Annotated in this window: 15 protein-coding genes; all 15 read left to right on the top strand. The window is 59.4% G+C overall.

The window, feature by feature from the left end:
• Window positions 1–21: 21 nt before the first annotated feature.
• Window positions 22–1,101 carry a toxic anion resistance protein gene (locus GA0061103_RS23870; RefSeq protein ID WP_092715560.1) on the top strand — a complete coding sequence of 360 codons (1,080 nt, stop codon included), beginning with the start codon at window positions 22–24 and terminating at the stop codon, window positions 1,099–1,101.
• A gap of 4 nt (window positions 1,102–1,105) precedes the next feature.
• Entirely contained in the window at window positions 1,106–2,680 is a 1,575-nt protein-coding gene (locus GA0061103_RS23865) for a VWA domain-containing protein (RefSeq protein WP_092715558.1), read from the top strand.
• Window positions 2,681–2,788: 108 nt separating this feature from the next.
• Window positions 2,789–3,406, top strand: a complete 618-nt coding sequence (locus tag GA0061103_RS23860; RefSeq protein ID WP_092715556.1) for a 5-bromo-4-chloroindolyl phosphate hydrolysis family protein — start codon at window positions 2,789–2,791, stop codon at window positions 3,404–3,406.
• Window positions 3,406–4,512 (top strand): substrate-binding domain-containing protein, encoded by a 1,107-nt coding sequence (locus tag GA0061103_RS23855; RefSeq protein WP_092715554.1) that lies wholly within the window; start codon window positions 3,406–3,408, stop codon window positions 4,510–4,512. The genes GA0061103_RS23860 and GA0061103_RS23855 overlap by 1 nt, the downstream gene beginning before the upstream one ends.
• 189 nt (window positions 4,513–4,701) lie before the next feature.
• Window positions 4,702–5,469 (top strand): 30S ribosomal protein S2, encoded by a 768-nt coding sequence (gene rpsB, locus GA0061103_RS23850; RefSeq protein WP_047633284.1) that lies wholly within the window; start codon window positions 4,702–4,704, stop codon window positions 5,467–5,469.
• 272 nt (window positions 5,470–5,741) lie between these two features.
• A complete protein-coding gene (gene tsf, locus GA0061103_RS23845; RefSeq protein WP_092715552.1) occupies window positions 5,742–6,668 on the top strand; it encodes a translation elongation factor Ts in 927 nt (308 codons plus the stop codon).
• A 238-nt stretch (window positions 6,669–6,906) separates the two neighbouring features.
• Window positions 6,907–7,626: a UMP kinase gene (gene pyrH / locus GA0061103_RS23840; protein WP_092715550.1), complete on the top strand. Its 720-nt coding sequence runs from the start codon at window positions 6,907–6,909 to the stop codon at window positions 7,624–7,626.
• A gap of 56 nt (window positions 7,627–7,682) precedes the next feature.
• On the top strand, window positions 7,683–8,243 hold the full coding sequence (gene frr, locus GA0061103_RS23835; RefSeq protein WP_092715549.1) for a ribosome recycling factor: 561 nt from the start codon (window positions 7,683–7,685) through the stop codon (window positions 8,241–8,243).
• 109 nt (window positions 8,244–8,352) lie between these two features.
• Window positions 8,353–9,099 (top strand): isoprenyl transferase, encoded by a 747-nt coding sequence (locus GA0061103_RS23830; RefSeq protein ID WP_092715547.1) that lies wholly within the window; start codon window positions 8,353–8,355, stop codon window positions 9,097–9,099.
• Window positions 9,099–9,932 (top strand): phosphatidate cytidylyltransferase, encoded by an 834-nt coding sequence (locus tag GA0061103_RS23825; RefSeq protein ID WP_092715545.1) that lies wholly within the window; start codon window positions 9,099–9,101, stop codon window positions 9,930–9,932. The genes GA0061103_RS23830 and GA0061103_RS23825 overlap by 1 nt, the downstream gene beginning before the upstream one ends.
• A gap of 126 nt (window positions 9,933–10,058) precedes the next feature.
• On the top strand, window positions 10,059–11,732 hold the full coding sequence (gene rseP, locus GA0061103_RS23820) for an RIP metalloprotease RseP (RefSeq protein WP_092715543.1): 1,674 nt from the start codon (window positions 10,059–10,061) through the stop codon (window positions 11,730–11,732).
• A 196-nt stretch (window positions 11,733–11,928) separates the two neighbouring features.
• Window positions 11,929–14,262 carry an outer membrane protein assembly factor BamA gene (bamA, locus tag GA0061103_RS23815; RefSeq protein WP_092715541.1) on the top strand — a complete coding sequence of 778 codons (2,334 nt, stop codon included), beginning with the start codon at window positions 11,929–11,931 and terminating at the stop codon, window positions 14,260–14,262.
• A gap of 50 nt (window positions 14,263–14,312) precedes the next feature.
• Window positions 14,313–15,380: a UDP-3-O-(3-hydroxymyristoyl)glucosamine N-acyltransferase gene (lpxD, locus tag GA0061103_RS23810; RefSeq protein WP_092715539.1), complete on the top strand. Its 1,068-nt coding sequence runs from the start codon at window positions 14,313–14,315 to the stop codon at window positions 15,378–15,380.
• Window positions 15,373–15,846 (top strand): 3-hydroxyacyl-ACP dehydratase FabZ, encoded by a 474-nt coding sequence (gene fabZ, locus GA0061103_RS23805; protein ID WP_092715537.1) that lies wholly within the window; start codon window positions 15,373–15,375, stop codon window positions 15,844–15,846. Before lpxD ends, fabZ begins: the two co-directional genes overlap by 8 nt.
• Window positions 15,843–16,658, top strand: a complete 816-nt coding sequence (lpxA, locus tag GA0061103_RS23800) for an acyl-ACP--UDP-N-acetylglucosamine O-acyltransferase (RefSeq protein WP_092715536.1) — start codon at window positions 15,843–15,845, stop codon at window positions 16,656–16,658. Before fabZ ends, lpxA begins: the two co-directional genes overlap by 4 nt.

Below are 16,658 nucleotides of genomic sequence, written 5' to 3'. Positions count from 1 at the left end.
ATGGACGAGAAAGCACGACCTATGAGCAACACCGACCTAACAGCCGGCTCCAACAATACGCTGCCGGCTGTCACAGCCGACCCGGCGGAAATCGCCCGCATCGGCGACAGCATCGACCTCACCGACCGCGCCGGCATCTCCGTCTATGGCGATCGAGCCCAGCAGGCCGTTTCCGATTATTCCGACCGTATCCTGCGCGAGGTCCGCAATCGCGATCTCGGCGAAGTCGGCAAGTTGCTGACCGATATCATCGTCAAGTCGAAGAAGCTCGATCCGGCCTCTCTGAAGGACGAGGGCTTCCTGTCGCGGATGTTTTCCTCGTTCAGGGCCAAGCTGGAGCGTTTCAAGGAACAGTTCGAGGATGTAGCCGGCCAGATCGATCGCATCGGGCTCGAGCTCGATCGTCACAAGGATGTCCTGCGTCGGGATATCGCTCTTCTCGACGACCTGCACGAGGAGACCAAGCAATCGATCGTGCAGCTCGATGCCTATGTGCAGGCCGGCAAGACCTTTGCCGAGCGTTTTCGCGTCACCGAACTTCCGCGTCTGAAGAGTGCCGCCGACGCGGCCTCGGCCAATCCCGGCGGCGGCATGCTGGAGGCGCAGGTCTATCAGGACAGCCTGCAGGCCCTCGACCGGCTGGAAAAGCGGGTCTTCTATCTGCAGCAGGCGCGCCAGCTCGGCATTCAGCAGCTGCCGCAGATCCGCATCGTCCAGGCCGGTGACGAAACCCTGATCGAGAACCTGCAGGCGACCTCCGCGCTGACGGTGCCGGCATGGAAGCAGAAGATGGTGATTCTGCTCGGTCTGACCCAGCAGAAGTCGGCACTCGAATTGCAGAAGACGGTCACCGACGCCACCAACGACATGATCCGGCAGGCATCGAAAATGATGAAGGACCAGGCGATCGCCATCGAACAGCAATCGCAGCGCGGTATCGTCGATATCGACACGCTTGCTGCCGCCAACCGCGACCTGATCGACACGATCGGCGGCGTGCTGAAGGTGCAGGAAGAGGGCCGCGCCAAGCGGGCCGAGGCCGAGCAGCGAATGCAGAAGATGACGATTGACCTCAAGAAGGCAATGATCGAGGCGCGGTGAATTCATGACGATCCGCAGATTCGTTACCGGGTTGATGCTGGCAGGCATCTTGGCGCTCGCAGGCTGCAATGTCGGCGGGCAAGGCCCTAAATTCTCGATCATTTCCGGCTCGGAAAACACCGTGCTGCAGCCGATCGTCGAGGAATTCTGCAAGGAGAAGAAGGCGACCTGCAGCTTCTCCTATGAGGGCACGCTGGATATCGGCCTGGCGCTCCAGAGCGAACAGGGTGTCGAGCAGGATGCCGTCTGGCCGGCGTCGGGTGTCTGGGTCGATATGTTCGATACCAAGCGCCGGGTGAAGTCGCTGACATCGGTCGCGCAGATGCCGGTCATCCTCGGCGTTCGCAAATCCAAGGCCGAGGCGCTCGGCTGGCTCGGCAAGCCGGTCTATATGAAGGACATATTGGCGGCCGTGAAGAGCGGCTCGCTGAAGTTTCTCATGACATCGGCCACGCAATCCAATTCCGGCGCCAGCGCCTATCTTGCCATGCTGTCGAGCACGCTCGGCAACAAGCCCGTCATCGAGCCGGGCGATCTCGACAAGCCGGATGTCCAGAATGCAGTCCGTTCGCTGCTTGGCGGTGTCGAGCGCTCGTCGGGCTCGTCGGGCTGGCTTGCGGATCTCTATATGGATTCCGCCGGCAAGGGCGTGCTCTACGACGCCATGTGGAATTACGAAGCGATCCTGAAGGAAACCAACGACAAGCTTGCTGGCATGGGCAAGGAGCCGCTTTATGCCATCTACCCCGCCGATGGCGTCGTCGTCGCCGATTCGCCGATCGGCTTTGTCGATCACGGGCGAGGGCAGGAGGTGGAGACCTTCTTCAATCAGCTCGTCGACTATCTGCGCTCCGCGCCGGTGCAGAAGCGCATCGCCGACACGGGCCGCCGCATTCCCCTCTCCGATATTGCCGCGAAACCGGACCCGACATGGAATTTCGATCCGACCCGGATCGTGACGGCGATCCGCATGCCGGAACCTGCCATGATCCGCCAGGCGCTGGATCTTTATCAGGTGGCGCTGCGCAAGCCTTCGCTGACGGCTCTCTGCCTCGATTTTTCCGGCTCGATGGCGGGCAAGGGGGAAGAGCAGCTGCAGGCGGCCATGCAGTTCCTGTTCAATCCCGATGAGACCGGCAAGGTCCTGGCGCAATGGACGCCCGCCGATCGCATCATGGTCATTCCCTTTGATGCGAATGTGCGCACCACGATCGAGGCGACGGGGAGGCCCGATCAACAGAAGACTTTGGTCGAAAGGGTCTCGCGTCAGCATGCGGGCGGAGGTACGGATATGTATGCCTGTGCAAGCAAGGCGCTCGACTGGATGAAGTCGACGCAAGAGCTGTCATCCTACCTGCCGGCGATCGTCATCATGACGGATGGAAAATCCGACGATGGTAATGGCTATTTCATGAGCCGCTGGGCATCGGTAAGCCCGCATGTGCCCGTGTTCGGCATCACCTTCGGCGATGCGGACAAGCGGCAGCTCGATACGCTTGCGCAGGAGACCTCGGCGCGCGTGTTCGACGGCCGTGGCGATCTGGTGAGCGCATTCCGGGCGGTGCGCGGCTATAACTAGAGCATTTCTGTTCTGAACGGAGTCACAGAATGCTCTATCTCTTTGTTTTCACGCAGTTCCGGACGCAAAACCGCTTCGCACCTTTGCTGGAATTGCTCTAGGACGATAATGCGCAACTGGTTCGGCAATGACTGGAATTGGATCGTGGCGGGGCTTGCCGCCGCGATCGTCGTTCCTGTGCTCAGCTTCCTTGCAGGCATGCCGATATGGATCGCGGCGATCATTGGCCTCCTGGTTTTCGTCGGCCTGATCTTCGCGCTTGCACCCAAGCGCCTGTTCGAGGGGTTGGATGCGAAAGCAATCAGCCGCGGGCGTCTGGATTTTGCCCGTGATCTTTTGAGCACGGCGGCACCAGCGGCAGAGAGGCTCGAGGCATCGGCAAAACAGATCGGCAGCAAGGACGTGGCCAGGCGGGTGCGGCATCTGGCGGAGATCGCCGCCGACGTTTTCGCCAAGGTGGAGGCCAACCCGGAAAGCGCCGGCACTGTCAGGCGCTTCCTCAGCTATTACCTGCCGCGTGCGGCTGAGGTGGCGGAAGGGTTTGCCGTGATCGAGGCGAAACGCCAGCCGGATGCGGCACGCCTGCAGGAGGTCGGCCTCGTTCTGACCAAGCTGGAAGACGCTTTCGTGCATTACTCCGATAGCCTGGTCGAAGACAGGCTCGATACGCTTGATACAGAGCTGCGCCTGATACAGGCCTCGCTCAAAGAGGATATAGGACGCTGATGGGCATTTCCCGCCGCGCTTTTGGAGTAGGGCTTCTTGCCGCCGGTGCCGCAGGGACTGGCGGCTATTTCGCGGTCAAGGACCGGCCGGAGCTGCAGGGCCTGCTCGGCAACAGCACCAAGTTGTTCGGCTTCATCGGCGGCGAGAAAGAGGCATTCCTTGCCGATGCCGACGTGGTATCGGCGCTGCACAGCCATGGCCTCGAGATCAACAGCCGTGTCGCGGGCTCCGTCGAGATGGTGCGAGAGCAGGCTCTTCTGTCACAGAACCCAGCCTTTCTCTGGCCTTCCTCGTCGATCATGGTCGATATCGCCCGGCAGAACGGTATCAAGATCCGCAACGACCGTGTCATCCTCAATACGCCCGTCGTCGTCTATTCCTGGCAACCGGTCGTCGACGGGTTGACCAAGGCGGGGCTCGTCACCACGACGCCGGAGGGACAGCACCAGCTTGATCTCAAGGCGCTGCTCGACGCGATACTTGCCGGCACGAACTGGTCGAAGCTCGGCGTCAACTCGCTCTATGGCCAGGCGAGAATCGTGTCGACCGATCCGAATCGCTCCAACTCCGGCTTCATGTTCTCCGGCTTGGTGCTCAGCCTGCTGAGCGGCAATGTCGCAAGCGCAGACGCTCTGGCTCAGTTCGGGGACAAGGCCCAGGCGATCTTCCGCAACATGGGTTTCAAATCGTCCTCGTCGGGCAAGCTGTTCGAGCAATATCTGGCGGGCGGCATTGGTGGCGAGCCGATGATCGTCGGCTATGAGAACCAGCTGGTGGAATGGATCATCGCCGATCCGCAGCGCTGGAAAAGGGTGCAGGCGAGCAACAGCGCCAAGCCCGTGGTGCTCTATCCGCACCCGACCGTCTATTCCGCGCATCCGCTCATCGCTATCGACGAACAGGTCGATCGCATGATCGAGGCTCTCATCAGTCCGCGATTGCAGGAGCTCGCCTGGACCAAGCACGGCTTCCGCGGGCCGCTCGGCACCGCGACCGGCGATGCCGATAGCGCCATTGCCGGCCTGCTGCCAGCTGAGATCGATGCCGTATTGCCCATGCCGGATGCCAATGTCATGCTGGCGCTGCTCGATAAATTGGTGAGCTGAGGGGCAGGGCGCTGTCGCTTTTTTATCCAAAAGCCTTGCATTCCAAGCGAATCGAATGTATGGGCACCCGCATTCCACACGTAAGGCATGGGATTGTCCGGGAGAAATCCGGATTTTTCCGCCCGGTGGCATTCTCGAAGAGGATGCTGTTCGCCTTGCGGAGGTTCAACCGGAAAAGGATACAAAGGCATGGCATTGCCCGATTTTTCTATGCGCCAGCTTCTCGAAGCGGGTGTTCACTTCGGCCACCAGACGCATCGCTGGAACCCGAAGATGAAGCCGTACATTTTCGGCGATCGTAACAACATCCACATCATCGACCTCGCCCAGACGGTTCCGATGCTGAGCCGCGCTCTGCAGGTTGTCAGCGACACCGTTGCTCGTGGCGGCCGCGTTCTGTTCGTCGGCACCAAGCGTCAGGCGTCCGAACTGATAGCTGACAGCGCGAAGCGCTCGGCTCAGTACTACGTCAACGCGCGCTGGCTCGGCGGCATGATGACCAACTGGAAGACGATCTCCAACTCGATCCAGCGTCTGCGCAAGCTCGACGAAATCCTCTCCGGCGAAGCCCAGGGCTTCACCAAGAAGGAGCGTCTGAACCTTGAGCGCGAACGCGAAAAGCTCGACAAGGCCCTCGGCGGTATCAAGGACATGGGCGGCACGCCGGACCTGATGTTCATCATCGACACCAACAAGGAAAAGATCGCGATCGACGAAGCCAAGCGCCTCGGCATCCCGGTCGTTGCCATCATCGACTCGAACTGCGATCCGGACCTGATCGACTACCCGATCCCGGGCAACGACGACGCCTCGCGCGCCATCGCTCTTTACTGCGACCTGATCTCGCGCGCTGCCATCGACGGCATCGCTCGCCAGCAGAGCGCATCGGGCCGCGACCTCGGCGCTTCTGAAGAAGCTCCGGTCGAGCCGACCCTGGCGGACGGCACCGAAGCCTGATCGCGCCAAGAGGCGGGCAGTAGACTGTCCGCCCAAGCGCAATGACATCCGGATAAGGCCGTTTGCGACTTCAAGAAGTTCGAGCGGCCTTATCGCGTTTTGCATAACGCTTTGCCTGGGCGGTAAATCCAGGCTTGTTCCATTCAAGAATTCCCCGGTATGACGATGCTTCATAACGCTGTCATACTTACGGGTACATTTCGTCCCTCAAATCGGTGCCGCTTCGACTTAATGCCGCTGGCTGCACCGTATGAACCGACAAGAGGAAGCTTATGACCGAGATTACGGCTGCACTGGTGAAAGAACTGCGCGAAAAGTCTGGCGCAGGCATGATGGACTGCAAGAAGGCGCTGACCGAAACCAACGGCGATATCGAAGCCGCGATCGACTGGCTGCGCGCCAAGGGCATCTCCAAGGCCGACAAGAAGTCCGGCCGCACCGCCGCTGAAGGCCTGATCGCCATTGCCGGCGCCGGTCATAAGGCTGTTGTCGTCGAGCTCAACTCCGAAACCGACTTCGTTGCCCGCAACGATGCCTTCCAGGACCTCGCTCGCGGCGTCGCCGAAGTTGCGCTGTCCACCGACGGCACCGTCGAGGCTATTGCTGCTGCGACCTACCCGGCTTCGGGCAAGCCGGTCGCCGACACCATCAAGGACGCGATCGCTACCATCGGCGAGAACATGACGCTCCGTCGTGCAGCCAAGCTGGAAGTCGAGCACGGTGTCGTTGCGACCTACATCCACAACGCTGCCGGCGACGGCATCGGCAAGCTCGGCGTTCTCGTCGCCCTGAAGTCGGTCGGCGACAAGGCCGTTCTGACGTCGATCGGCCGCCAGGTTGCCATGCACATTGCTGCGACCAACCCGCTGGCTATCCGCGCCGAAGAAGTCGATGCTGCAGTCGCCGAGCGCGAACGCAACGTTTTCATCGAGCAGTCCCGCGAATCCGGCAAGCCGGAAGCCATCATCGAAAAGATGGTCGAAGGCCGCATGCGCAAGTTCTTCGAGGAAGTCGCTCTTCTCTCGCAGGCTTTCGTCATCAACCCGGACCTGACGGTCGCAGCTGCCATCAAGGAAGCTGAAAAGACTGCCGGCGCCCCGATCGAAGTCGTCGGCATGGCCCGTCTGCTGCTCGGCGAAGGCGTCGAAAAGGAAGAAAGCGACTTCGCTGCCGAAGTTGCAGCGGTCGCCAAGGGCTGATTTAAGCATTTCCAGGAAAAGTGCGTAGCGGTTTTCCGTCCGGAATGCGTAAGGAAACAAAACGATAGGGTTTTTACGCAATTCGAAGAAGTGCGGAAAAGCACGGTCGAAAAGAGACACATCCCGGTTTGGTGAAACCATATCAGGGAAAACGTATGGGCATCGCGTGACAACGCGGTGCCCTTCGTGTATCCGGCATTCACAATCATTCCCCCGGTGATCACTTCAAGGAGCTACGATGTCCCAGCCGATCTACAAGCGCGTGTTGCTCAAGGCCTCTGGTGAAGCTCTGATGGGCAGCCAGGGTTTTGGTATCGATGTCACCGTCGCGGACCGAATTGCCGGTGACATCGCGCAGGCGCGCGAAATGGGTGTCGAGGTTGGCGTCGTGGTCGGCGGCGGCAATATCTTCCGCGGCGTTGCCGTGGCCTCCAAGGGCGGTGACCGCGTGACCGGCGACCACATGGGCATGCTCGGCACGGTCATCAATGCGCTGGCGCTTGCGACTTCGCTGCGCAAGCTCGATATCGATACCGTGGTGCTCTCGGCCATCTCCATGCCGGAAATCTGCGAAAGCTTCTCGCAGCGCGCCACGCTCTATCATCTCTCGCTCGGTCGCGTGGTGATCTTTGCCGGCGGCACCGGCAATCCGTTCTTCACTACCGATTCTGCCGCAGCACTGCGCGCTGCCGAAATGGGCGCTGAAGCCATTTTCAAGGGAACCCAGGTCGATGGCATCTACTCGGCCGATCCGAAGAAATTCCCCGATGCCGAGCGCTTCGACCATCTGACCCATAGCCAGGTGCTCGAAAAGGGGCTGGCTGTCATGGATGTGGCCGCCGTGGCACTTGCACGCGAAAATTCCATTCCGATCGTCGTCTTCTCCATTCACGAGAAGGGCGGCTTCGCGGAAATCTTGACCGGCGGCGGCCGCAAGACCATCGTATCAGACAACTGACATTCCTGTGACGTCGGGTCAGCCCCGGTGTCGCCTCATTACAGGGGAGCATAGACATGAGTGAAGCCAGCGATCTCAAGGAACTGAAGCGCCGTATGGATGGCGCCATTGCGGCATTCAAGAGCGACATTGCCTCACTGCGCACCGGGCGCGCATCCGCCAACATCCTCGATCCGGTCACGATCGAAGCCTATGGCTCGCGCATGCCGCTGAACCAGGTCTCCAACATCACCGTACCGGAACCGCGCATGCTGACCGTGTCGGTGTGGGACAAGTCGATGGTCGGCGCCGTCGAGCGCGCCATCCGCGAATCCAATCTCGGCCTCAATCCGATCGTCGATGGTCAGAACCTGCGCATCCCGCTACCGGAACTCAACGAAGAGCGCCGCCGTTCGCTGGTGAAGGTTGCCCATGAATACGCGGAAAAGGCGAAAGTGGCGATTCGCCATGTCCGTCGCGATGGCATGGATGGCCTCAAAAAGGCCGAAAAGGATGGCGTAATCGGCCAGGACGAAAGCCGCTCTCTCTCTGAACGTGTGCAGAAGATGACGGATGAGACGATTTCGGAAATCGACCGCTTGCTAGCCGACAAAGAAAAGGAAATCATGCAGGTCTGATCGTACGCCGGGGAATGTCGCGCTTTCGATTTTTACAATATTGAAAGCGGCGACGGCGCCCTAGATTACGAGGCCAGAGCATCTTTCTGCCGAACGAAACTGGACCCATATGTCAGCTCCTACGTTCTCTGTTGTTCCTGAACACGTTGCCATCATCATGGATGGCAACGGTCGCTGGGCCAATGCGCGCGGCCTGCCGCGCACCATGGGCCACCGCAAGGGCGTGGAGGCGGTTCGGGAGACGGTGCGGGCGGCCGGCGATATCGGCATAAAATATCTGACGCTATTCGCCTTCTCCTCGGAGAATTGGCGCCGGCCCGAAGCCGAGGTGAGCGATCTCCTCGGCCTCCTCAAGGCGTTTATTCGGCGGGACCTTGCCGAGCTTCATCGGCAGAATGTGCGTATCCGCGTCATCGGCGATCGCACCGGCCTGCGCGGCGATATCCTGCCCTTGCTGATCGAGGCGGAGGAGACCACCAGGAACAATACGGCCCTGACGCTGGTCATTGCCTTCAACTACGGCTCGCGCGACGAAATCACGCGTGCTTTTGCCGGCCTTGCAAAAGATGTCGAGGCCGGGCGGCTGCGCCCGCAGGATATCACTCCGGAGCTGGTCGATGCCCGTCTGGACACTGCTGGCATTCCCGATCCGGATCTCATTATCCGTACGAGCGGCGAAGAGCGGCTCTCGAATTTCCTGCTCTGGCAGGCTGCCTACTCGGAATTCATGTTCATGCCGGAATACTGGCCCGACTTCAGTCGCGACCTTTTCTTTGCAGCGCTGGAGAAATATGCCGCGCGCGACCGGCGCTTTGGCGGCCTTTCCGTCAAGCCGGCGGCGGCCGTGGGGTCGTAATGAGCCACGAACTCAGGCTGCGTATTATTTCCGGCATTATTCTTGCCGTTATCGTTCTCGTGGCTACCTGGTATGGCGGTTCGGGTTTTCGCCTGCTGGCCGCCGTGATCGGCCTGCTCGTCTATTATGAATGGTCGACGATATCGGACCTGCATGGCCGCGACCCTCAGGGAAACGCGCTAGGCTGGCTTGGGCTGGTATTGATCGCCGGTGCGACGGCATTGAGCGAATCCGTCTATTCCATCGAGGTTCTGGCCGCTTTCGTTGCCGTCACCGCGATCATGGTCGCCATACGTGGAAAGAGCTGGTGGCTGCCGGGCGGCATATTCTATTCCGGATTGACGGCAATTGCCCTTGCCGAGATCCGCGATGACGATTTTCGCGGCTTTGTGTTGATGCTGTTCGTCTTTGCAACGGTATGGGCGACGGATATTTTTGCCTATTTCGTCGGCCGCGCTATCGGCGGGCCGAAGCTCGCGCCGAGCATATCGCCGGGCAAGACCTGGTCGGGCGCCATCGGTGGTGCTATCGCAGCTGTCATCGCGGGAACGGCGGTGGTCTGGAGCTTCTTTTCAGCCGAGGACCTGTGGATTCCTCTTCTTGCCCTGGTGCTTTCCGTCTGCAGTCAGATCGGCGACCTGTTCGAATCGTTCGTCAAGCGCAAGTTTGGCGTGAAAGACTCCAGCCATCTGATTCCCGGGCATGGCGGCGTCATGGATCGGGTCGATGGACTAATTTTTGCTTGTTTTGCAGCGTTTTTGTTGGCTATCGTAATATCGCTGACAATGAGCGGCGAGACCTTTTCATTGGGCGGCGTTCTGCTCGGGGTCTGAATACAAGAGCAATTCCAGGAAAAGCGTGCAGCGGTTTTCCATTCGGAATTGCGAGAAAACAGAAAGATGGGGTGGCTCAGAGCTTCCGAGAAAGCTGAACCGCTCTAACACGAACAGGATCGTTGCATGGGTAGCGCGGCTGGCTTCATCGGTTTCTTGACGAACAACGTCATCACATTCGTCTTTGTGCTGTCGTTGCTCGTTTTTGTGCACGAGATGGGCCACTATCTGGTCGGCCGCTGGTCCGGCATCCGCATTATGGCTTTTTCGATCGGCTTCGGGCCGGAGATTGCCGGATTTACCGACAGACACGGCACCCGCTGGAAGCTTTCCCTTATTCCACTCGGCGGTTATGTGCGATTCTTCGGCGACGAGGACGCCTCCAGCAAGACCGATGTGGATCAGCTCTCCGCCATGACGGAGGAGGAGCGCGCCCAATCCTTCGCTGGAGCCAGGCTCTGGAAGCGGGCTGCAACCGTTGCGGCCGGACCGATCGCCAATTTCCTCCTCGCCATTGCAATCTTCGCAGTCCTCTTCAGCGTTTACGGCCGCACGGTCGCCGATCCCGTCGTTGCGATGGTGACGCGCGACGGTGCGGCCGCGGAGGCCGGCATCGAGCCAGGCGACCGCCTGATTGCCGTCGATGGCAACAAGGTGACGACTTTCGACGAGGTGCAGCGCTATGTTGGCCTGCGCCCCGGCCGCACTATCGTGCTGACCGTCGACCGGGATGGCCAGAATCGCGATTTTCGGATCGTTCCGAAACTGGTCGAGGACACCGATCAGTTCGGCAACAAGATGGAAATGGGTCGTATCGGTATTGCACTTGTCGATCCGGTGGTGACTGCGGTGGAACCGGCCGGGCCGGCGGCAAAGGCCGGTGTGCAGGCGGGAGACCGTCTGATTGCCGTCGATGGCAATAATGCCGCTACCTATTACGATATCGGCCGCTATATCGCCGAGCGCCCCGGCAAGAGCATCGTGCTGACCATCCAGCGCGATGGCGTGATCCGCGATTTGCCGATCGTGACCGCGACATTGACGGATACGGACGCATCCGGAGACAAGAAGGATGTCGGCAGCATCGGCATTGCACCGATCGATCCCCTGATTGCATCGATCGGTTCCGACAGTCCGGCTCAGACGGCGGGCCTCGAACTTGGTGACCGCATTCTTTCTGTGGATGGACGAGAGATCGGCTCCATCGGCGAAGTGCAGCGTTATGCGGCTGCTCATGCCGACAAGCCCATGGCGCTGTCGATCGAGCGTAACGGCCAGACGCGCGACCTAACGGTGACACCGAAAAAGTCGGAGGAGACTGATGTCTTCGGCGCACGGACGGAGATTGCCACGATCGGCATCAGCGATGGCCAGAAGCCGATCAGGCTGCGTTACGAGGCTTACGGGCCGCTGCAGGCGCTTACCGAAGGTGTGAAGCAGACCGGCAGCATCGTTTCCGGCACGTTCGAATATATTGGCAACGTCATCGGCGGATACATGAAGGCCGATCAGCTCGGCGGGCCGATTCGGGTTGCACAACTCTCGGGGCAGATGGCAACCCTGGGTTTTGCGGCGGTGCTCCAATTCGCCGCCATACTTTCTGTTTCAATAGGGTTATTAAATTTGATGCCGGTCCCGGTACTTGATGGCGGGCATCTGATGTTCTATGCGATTGAAGCCGTAAGGGGAAAACCTTTGGGTGCACGGGCGCAGGATATCGCTTTCCGGATTGGATTTGCGATGGTGCTCTCGCTCATGGTGTTTGCGACCTGGAACGATATTAGTTCCAGAATAGGCTAGTGGGGCGACGAGAGGAAATTACGATTTATTTACGATGTTTCAAAGCCGTAGTGGCGAATGGGCCACGCTTTGAAATGAAGTAAACAGAAATTAACGTGCTCCCTTGCTTGTATGTCAAAAGCGGGTAAAACGACACACGTGGCCGGAATCGGGTTCGCCCGGGGCTGGGGACGATTGAAAAAAGGTAAGAAGTGAAATGAAGGCTGGTTCAAAATTTTTGAACGCAGTGTCGGCGGTAGCGCTGTCTGCAGGTGTTGTTGCGTCGGGCGCTGGTGTGATCACCCTTGCCTCTGTTTCAGTCGCGGAAGCAGCTGTTATTCAGCGGGTTGACGTTCGCGGAGCTGGGCGAGTCGGTGAGACGGCTGTCCGGGACAATATCACCATTAAGCCCGGTAAGAGCTTCTCCCCCAGTGATATCGACGCTTCGGTGAAGCAGCTTTATGCCACCGGATATTTCTCCGATGTCCACATCACCGTTTCGGGCGGCACGCTGGTCGTATCGGTCAGCGAAAACAAGCTCATCAACGCCGTGGTCTTCAACGGCAACCGAAAGATCAAGGATGACAAGCTGCAGGGGATCGTCCAGACCCATGCGGCAGGCCCATATAACGAGGCGACCGTCCAGGCTGACGTCAAGACCATCAAGGATGCCTATGCATCCATCGGTCGTAACGATGTGCAGGTAACGACGCAGACCGCCGAGGTCGCGCCGGGCCGCCTGAACGTGGCTTTCGTCATCAACGAAGGCGATCGCACCAAGATCGACAAGATCAATTTCTCGGGTAACCAGGCCTATGGCAGTGGTCGCCTTGCTTCGGTCATCAGCACGAAGAAGAGCAACTTCCTGTCGTTCCTGACGCGCAAGGACGTCTATAGCCCCGAGCGCCTGCAGGGCGACCAGGATCAGCTGCGTCAGTTCTACTATAACCATGGTTACGCCGATTTCCGCGTCGTCAGCGCCGATGCGACGTTGAACGAGCAGAACAACGAATACACGCTGAACTTCAATGTCGACGAAGGTCCGCGTTACACCTACGGCGACATCAACGTCATCTCGACCGTCGAAGGCATCAATGCCGACGAACTGAAGGGCCTTGTCATCACCCACAAGGGCGATGTCTACAGTGCCAAGGATATCCAGACGTCGATCGAGAACATTTCCAAGCGCGTCGCGGCTGCTGGCTATCCATTCGCCCGCATCACGCCACGCGGTAACCGCGATCTGTCCGGTCACACCATCGGCATCGAATATCTGGTCGACCAGGGCGAGCGCGCCTATGTCGAGCGCATCGAAATCCGCGGCAACACCCGCACGCGCGACTACGTCATCCGCCGCGAGTTCGACCTGAACGAAGGCGATGCCTTCAACCAGGAAATGATCACGCGCGCGAAGCGCCGCCTCGACGCGCTCGGCTACTTCACCAAGGTCGACATCTCGACGGCTCAGGGCAGCGCTCCGGACCGCGTCGTCGTCATCGTCAACGTCGAAGATCAGCCGACGGGCTCCTTCGGTATCGGCGCCGGTTACGCCGTCGGCAACAATGGCGGCCTGCTTCTCGAAGCCTCGGTCGAAGAAAAGAACTTCCTCGGTCGCGGTCAGTACATCCGTCTCGCTGCAGGTGCCGGTACGGAAGGTAATCGTACCTACAACATCTCGTTCACCGAGCCTTATTTCCTCGGTTATCGTCTGGCTGCCGGTTTCGATATCTTCAAGAACCAGACGTCGAGCGACGATTACTACGATTATTCGGAAGAAGGCTTCTCGCTGCGCGTTACCGCGCCGATCACCGAGAACCTGGCGACGACCCTGCGCTACAACTACAAGCGCCTGACCTACGACGGCACGAACGATTGGCAGAACAATCTTTCGGCTCCGTATCTCAATCTCGTCGAGAACGGTCCGTGGGTACAGTCGACGGTTTCGCAGACCTTCACCTACAACACGCTGGACGATCAGAATCTTCCGCGCGAAGGCCTCATCGCCAAGTTCACGCATGAATTTGCGGGTCTCGGCGGCGACTCTGATTTCTACAAGTTGAGCGGTAAGGCTCGTTACTACCAGATGATCAGCGACGAAGCCGATATCATCGGCTCGCTGACGGTGGGTGCCGGCTACGTGATGCCGACGAATGGTAAGCTGAACGTCTTCGATCAGTTCACGCTCGGCGGCCGTGAAATCCGCGGCTTCGAGAATGCCGGTATCGGTCCGCGTTCGTCGCATGGCGATCCGCTCGGTGGCACGACCTACTTCACAGCTTCGGCTGAAGCGAGCATGCCGATGCCGGGTGTTCCCCAGGATATCGGCCTGCGTATCGCAGCCTTCGCTGACGCAGGCACGCTCTACGGCAACAAGGCGAATCTCTTCGGCGATACGCTTCACAATGACAACTCGATCCGTGCATCGCTCGGTGCTGGTCTGATCTGGTCGTCACCGTTCGGCGTCATCCGCGTTGACTATGCTGTGCCGGTTCTCAAGGAAGACTACGACAAGGTTGAGAATTTCCGGTTTGGCATCGCCAACCAGTTCTGATATCGGCAGTCCAGAACTGCGGGCTTGAACACCGTTCTGGAGCTGTGCTTATGGAACATACTGGTTTTTTCCCGCCCCATGGTGGCATCAGCTTGAAACAACTGGCTGAGCATCTTGGGGCGGAACTGGCTGATACGGCCTCTTCCGAGGTCGTCATCAGATCTATCGCTCCCGTCTATCGGGCAGGCGAGGGTGACGTTTGTTATCTCCTTTCCCGAAAGAATCGGGCTGAGCTGGAGACCTGCAAGGCTTCGGCCATCATTTGCCTACCGGCACTGAGGTCTTTCGTTCCCGATCATATCCCGGTACTTCTGTCGAAGAAGCCGCATACGGATTTCGCCATTGCCGGTGCGTTGCTGCATCCGCAAGCCATGCGGCCGGTTACGTTCACCGCGAATCCGCGTGTAATTTCACCCGCTGCGACAATCGACGCGACTGCGAAGCTGGAGGCCGATGTCGGCATCGAGCCGGGTGCAATCATCGGCCCTGGCGCGGAGATCGGCGAGGGGACCTACATCGGCCCTAACGCCCTCATCGGGCCGGGTGTCAAAATCGGGCGCAATTGCAGCATCGGCGGCGGTGCGAGCGTGCTCTGTGCCTATCTCGGCAATGGCGTCATCATCCACAATGGCACGCGCATTGGTCAGGACGGCTTTGGCTATGCGCCTGGACCGCGCGGTATGATCAAGATCGTGCAGATCGGTCGCGTCATCATCCAGGACAATGTCGAGATCGGCGCCAATACGACGATCGATCGCGGCACCATGGATGATACCGTGATCGGCGAAGGCACGAAGATCGACAATCAGGTCCAGATCGGACATAACGTCCGCATCGGTCGCCACTGTGCCATCGTCAGTCAGGTCGGCATTGCCGGCAGTACGGTGATCGGCGATGGTGTGCAGATCGGTGGTCAGGCGGGCCTCAACGGGCATATCCACATCGGCGACGGCGTGCAGATCGGTGCCAAGAGCGGCGTGATGAACAGCATCCCGGCGGGCGAGCGCTATGCGGGTCTTCCTGCGCGGCCGCTATGGGATTTTCTAAGGGAATCGGCGGAGATCGCGAAGCGGTCAGGAGCCAGAGACAAGAAAGACGGGAGTGCGGAGCATGACTGAAGAAGCCAAGGCGTCGTTGTCGTCGGCTGACATTCTGGAAATTATGAAGCTTTTGCCGCATCGCTATCCCATGCTCATGGTTGATCGGATCATCGAGATCGATAGCGATAATTCCGCGATCGGCATCAAGAACGTGACGGCCAACGAGCCGCAATTCACCGGCCATTTTCCGAGTTCTCCGATTATGCCGGGCGTGCTGCTCATTGAAGGCATGGCGCAGACCGCCGGCGCGATCTGCGCCCGCAAAGACGGCATCGGTGGCAACCTCGTCTACTTCATGACGATCGATAATGCCCGCTTCCGCAAGCCGGTCGTTCCGGGCGACCGCGTCGAATTCCATGTCGTCAAGCAGAAGCAGCGCGGCACCATCTGGAAATTCCATTGCGATGCCAAGGTCGACGGTTCTCTGGTCGCCGAGGCCGATATCGGTGCGATGATCGTACGGAAGGATCAGGAACAGGCATGAGCAGCATCGCAAAAAGCGCCCGCATCCATAAGCTGGCGGTTGTCGAAGACGGCGCGGTCGTCGGCGAGAATGTTGTTGTCGGCCCGTTCTGCTATGTCGGTCCCAAGGTTGTGCTGCATGACGATATCCAGTTGCTCAACAATGCCGTCGTGACGGGTCGTACGACGATCGGCAAGGGAACGAAGATCTTTCCGATGGCCGTTGTTGGTGGTGATCCGCAGAGCGTTCATCATCACGGCGAGGAAACGACGCTTGATGTCGGCGAGAATTGCACGATCCGCGAGGGCGTGACGATCAACACCGGCACGGCCGATTACGGCGGCAAGACGATCGTCGGGGACAACAACCTGTTCCTTGCCAATTCGCATGTCGCTCACGATTGCCGCGTCGGCAACAACGTCATCATGTCGAACAACGTCATGCTGGCCGGACATGTCACCATCGAGGATCGCGCCATTCTTGGCGGCGGTTGCGCGGTGCACCAATTCACCCGTATCGGCCGCCAGGCCTTCATTGGTGGTCTTACGGCTGCGAGCTACGATGTCATTCCCTATGGCATGCTGAACGGCAATCCGGGCGTGCTTTCCGGGCTGAATATCGTTGGCATGACGCGCGCGGGTATTGAGCGCGCTGTCATTCATCGGGTTCGCCGCGCCTACAAGAGTATCTTCGAGACCGAAGGTTCGGTACGCGATAACGCAGCCGCCATCCGTGATGAATATGCCGACTGCAAGGAAGCGATGGAGATTCTCGATTTCATCGCTGCCGATAGCGATCGCGCACTGTCGTCGCCCAATCGCGGCAAGGCCTGA

This window comes from Martinezella multihospitum (assembly GCF_900094585.1).
GTDB classification, from domain to species: Bacteria; Pseudomonadota; Alphaproteobacteria; order Rhizobiales; family Rhizobiaceae; genus Rhizobium; species Rhizobium multihospitium.
The sequence above is the reverse complement of the archived record's forward strand: the minus strand, read 5'-3'. Positions and strand labels throughout refer to the sequence as shown.

Bases quoted from the DNA above. Each gene is read 5' to 3' on its own strand.
- GA0061103_RS23870 (WP_092715560.1), top strand. From the start codon at position 22: ATGAGCAACACCGACCTAACAGCCGGCTCCAACAATACGCTGCCGGCT.
- GA0061103_RS23865 (WP_092715558.1), top strand. From the start codon at position 1,106: ATGACGATCCGCAGATTCGTTACCGGGTTGATGCTGGCAGGCATCTTG.
- GA0061103_RS23860 (WP_092715556.1), top strand. From the start codon at position 2,789: ATGCGCAACTGGTTCGGCAATGACTGGAATTGGATCGTGGCGGGGCTT.
- GA0061103_RS23855 (WP_092715554.1), top strand. From the start codon at position 3,406: ATGGGCATTTCCCGCCGCGCTTTTGGAGTAGGGCTTCTTGCCGCCGGT.
- rpsB (WP_047633284.1), top strand. From the start codon at position 4,702: ATGGCATTGCCCGATTTTTCTATGCGCCAGCTTCTCGAAGCGGGTGTT.
- tsf (WP_092715552.1), top strand. From the start codon at position 5,742: ATGACCGAGATTACGGCTGCACTGGTGAAAGAACTGCGCGAAAAGTCT.
- pyrH (WP_092715550.1), top strand. From the start codon at position 6,907: ATGTCCCAGCCGATCTACAAGCGCGTGTTGCTCAAGGCCTCTGGTGAA.
- frr (WP_092715549.1), top strand. From the start codon at position 7,683: ATGAGTGAAGCCAGCGATCTCAAGGAACTGAAGCGCCGTATGGATGGC.
- GA0061103_RS23830 (WP_092715547.1), top strand. From the start codon at position 8,353: ATGTCAGCTCCTACGTTCTCTGTTGTTCCTGAACACGTTGCCATCATC.
- GA0061103_RS23825 (WP_092715545.1), top strand. From the start codon at position 9,099: ATGAGCCACGAACTCAGGCTGCGTATTATTTCCGGCATTATTCTTGCC.
- rseP (WP_092715543.1), top strand. From the start codon at position 10,059: ATGGGTAGCGCGGCTGGCTTCATCGGTTTCTTGACGAACAACGTCATC.
- bamA (WP_092715541.1), top strand. From the start codon at position 11,929: ATGAAGGCTGGTTCAAAATTTTTGAACGCAGTGTCGGCGGTAGCGCTG.
- lpxD (WP_092715539.1), top strand. From the start codon at position 14,313: ATGGAACATACTGGTTTTTTCCCGCCCCATGGTGGCATCAGCTTGAAA.
- fabZ (WP_092715537.1), top strand. From the start codon at position 15,373: ATGACTGAAGAAGCCAAGGCGTCGTTGTCGTCGGCTGACATTCTGGAA.
- lpxA (WP_092715536.1), top strand. From the start codon at position 15,843: ATGAGCAGCATCGCAAAAAGCGCCCGCATCCATAAGCTGGCGGTTGTC.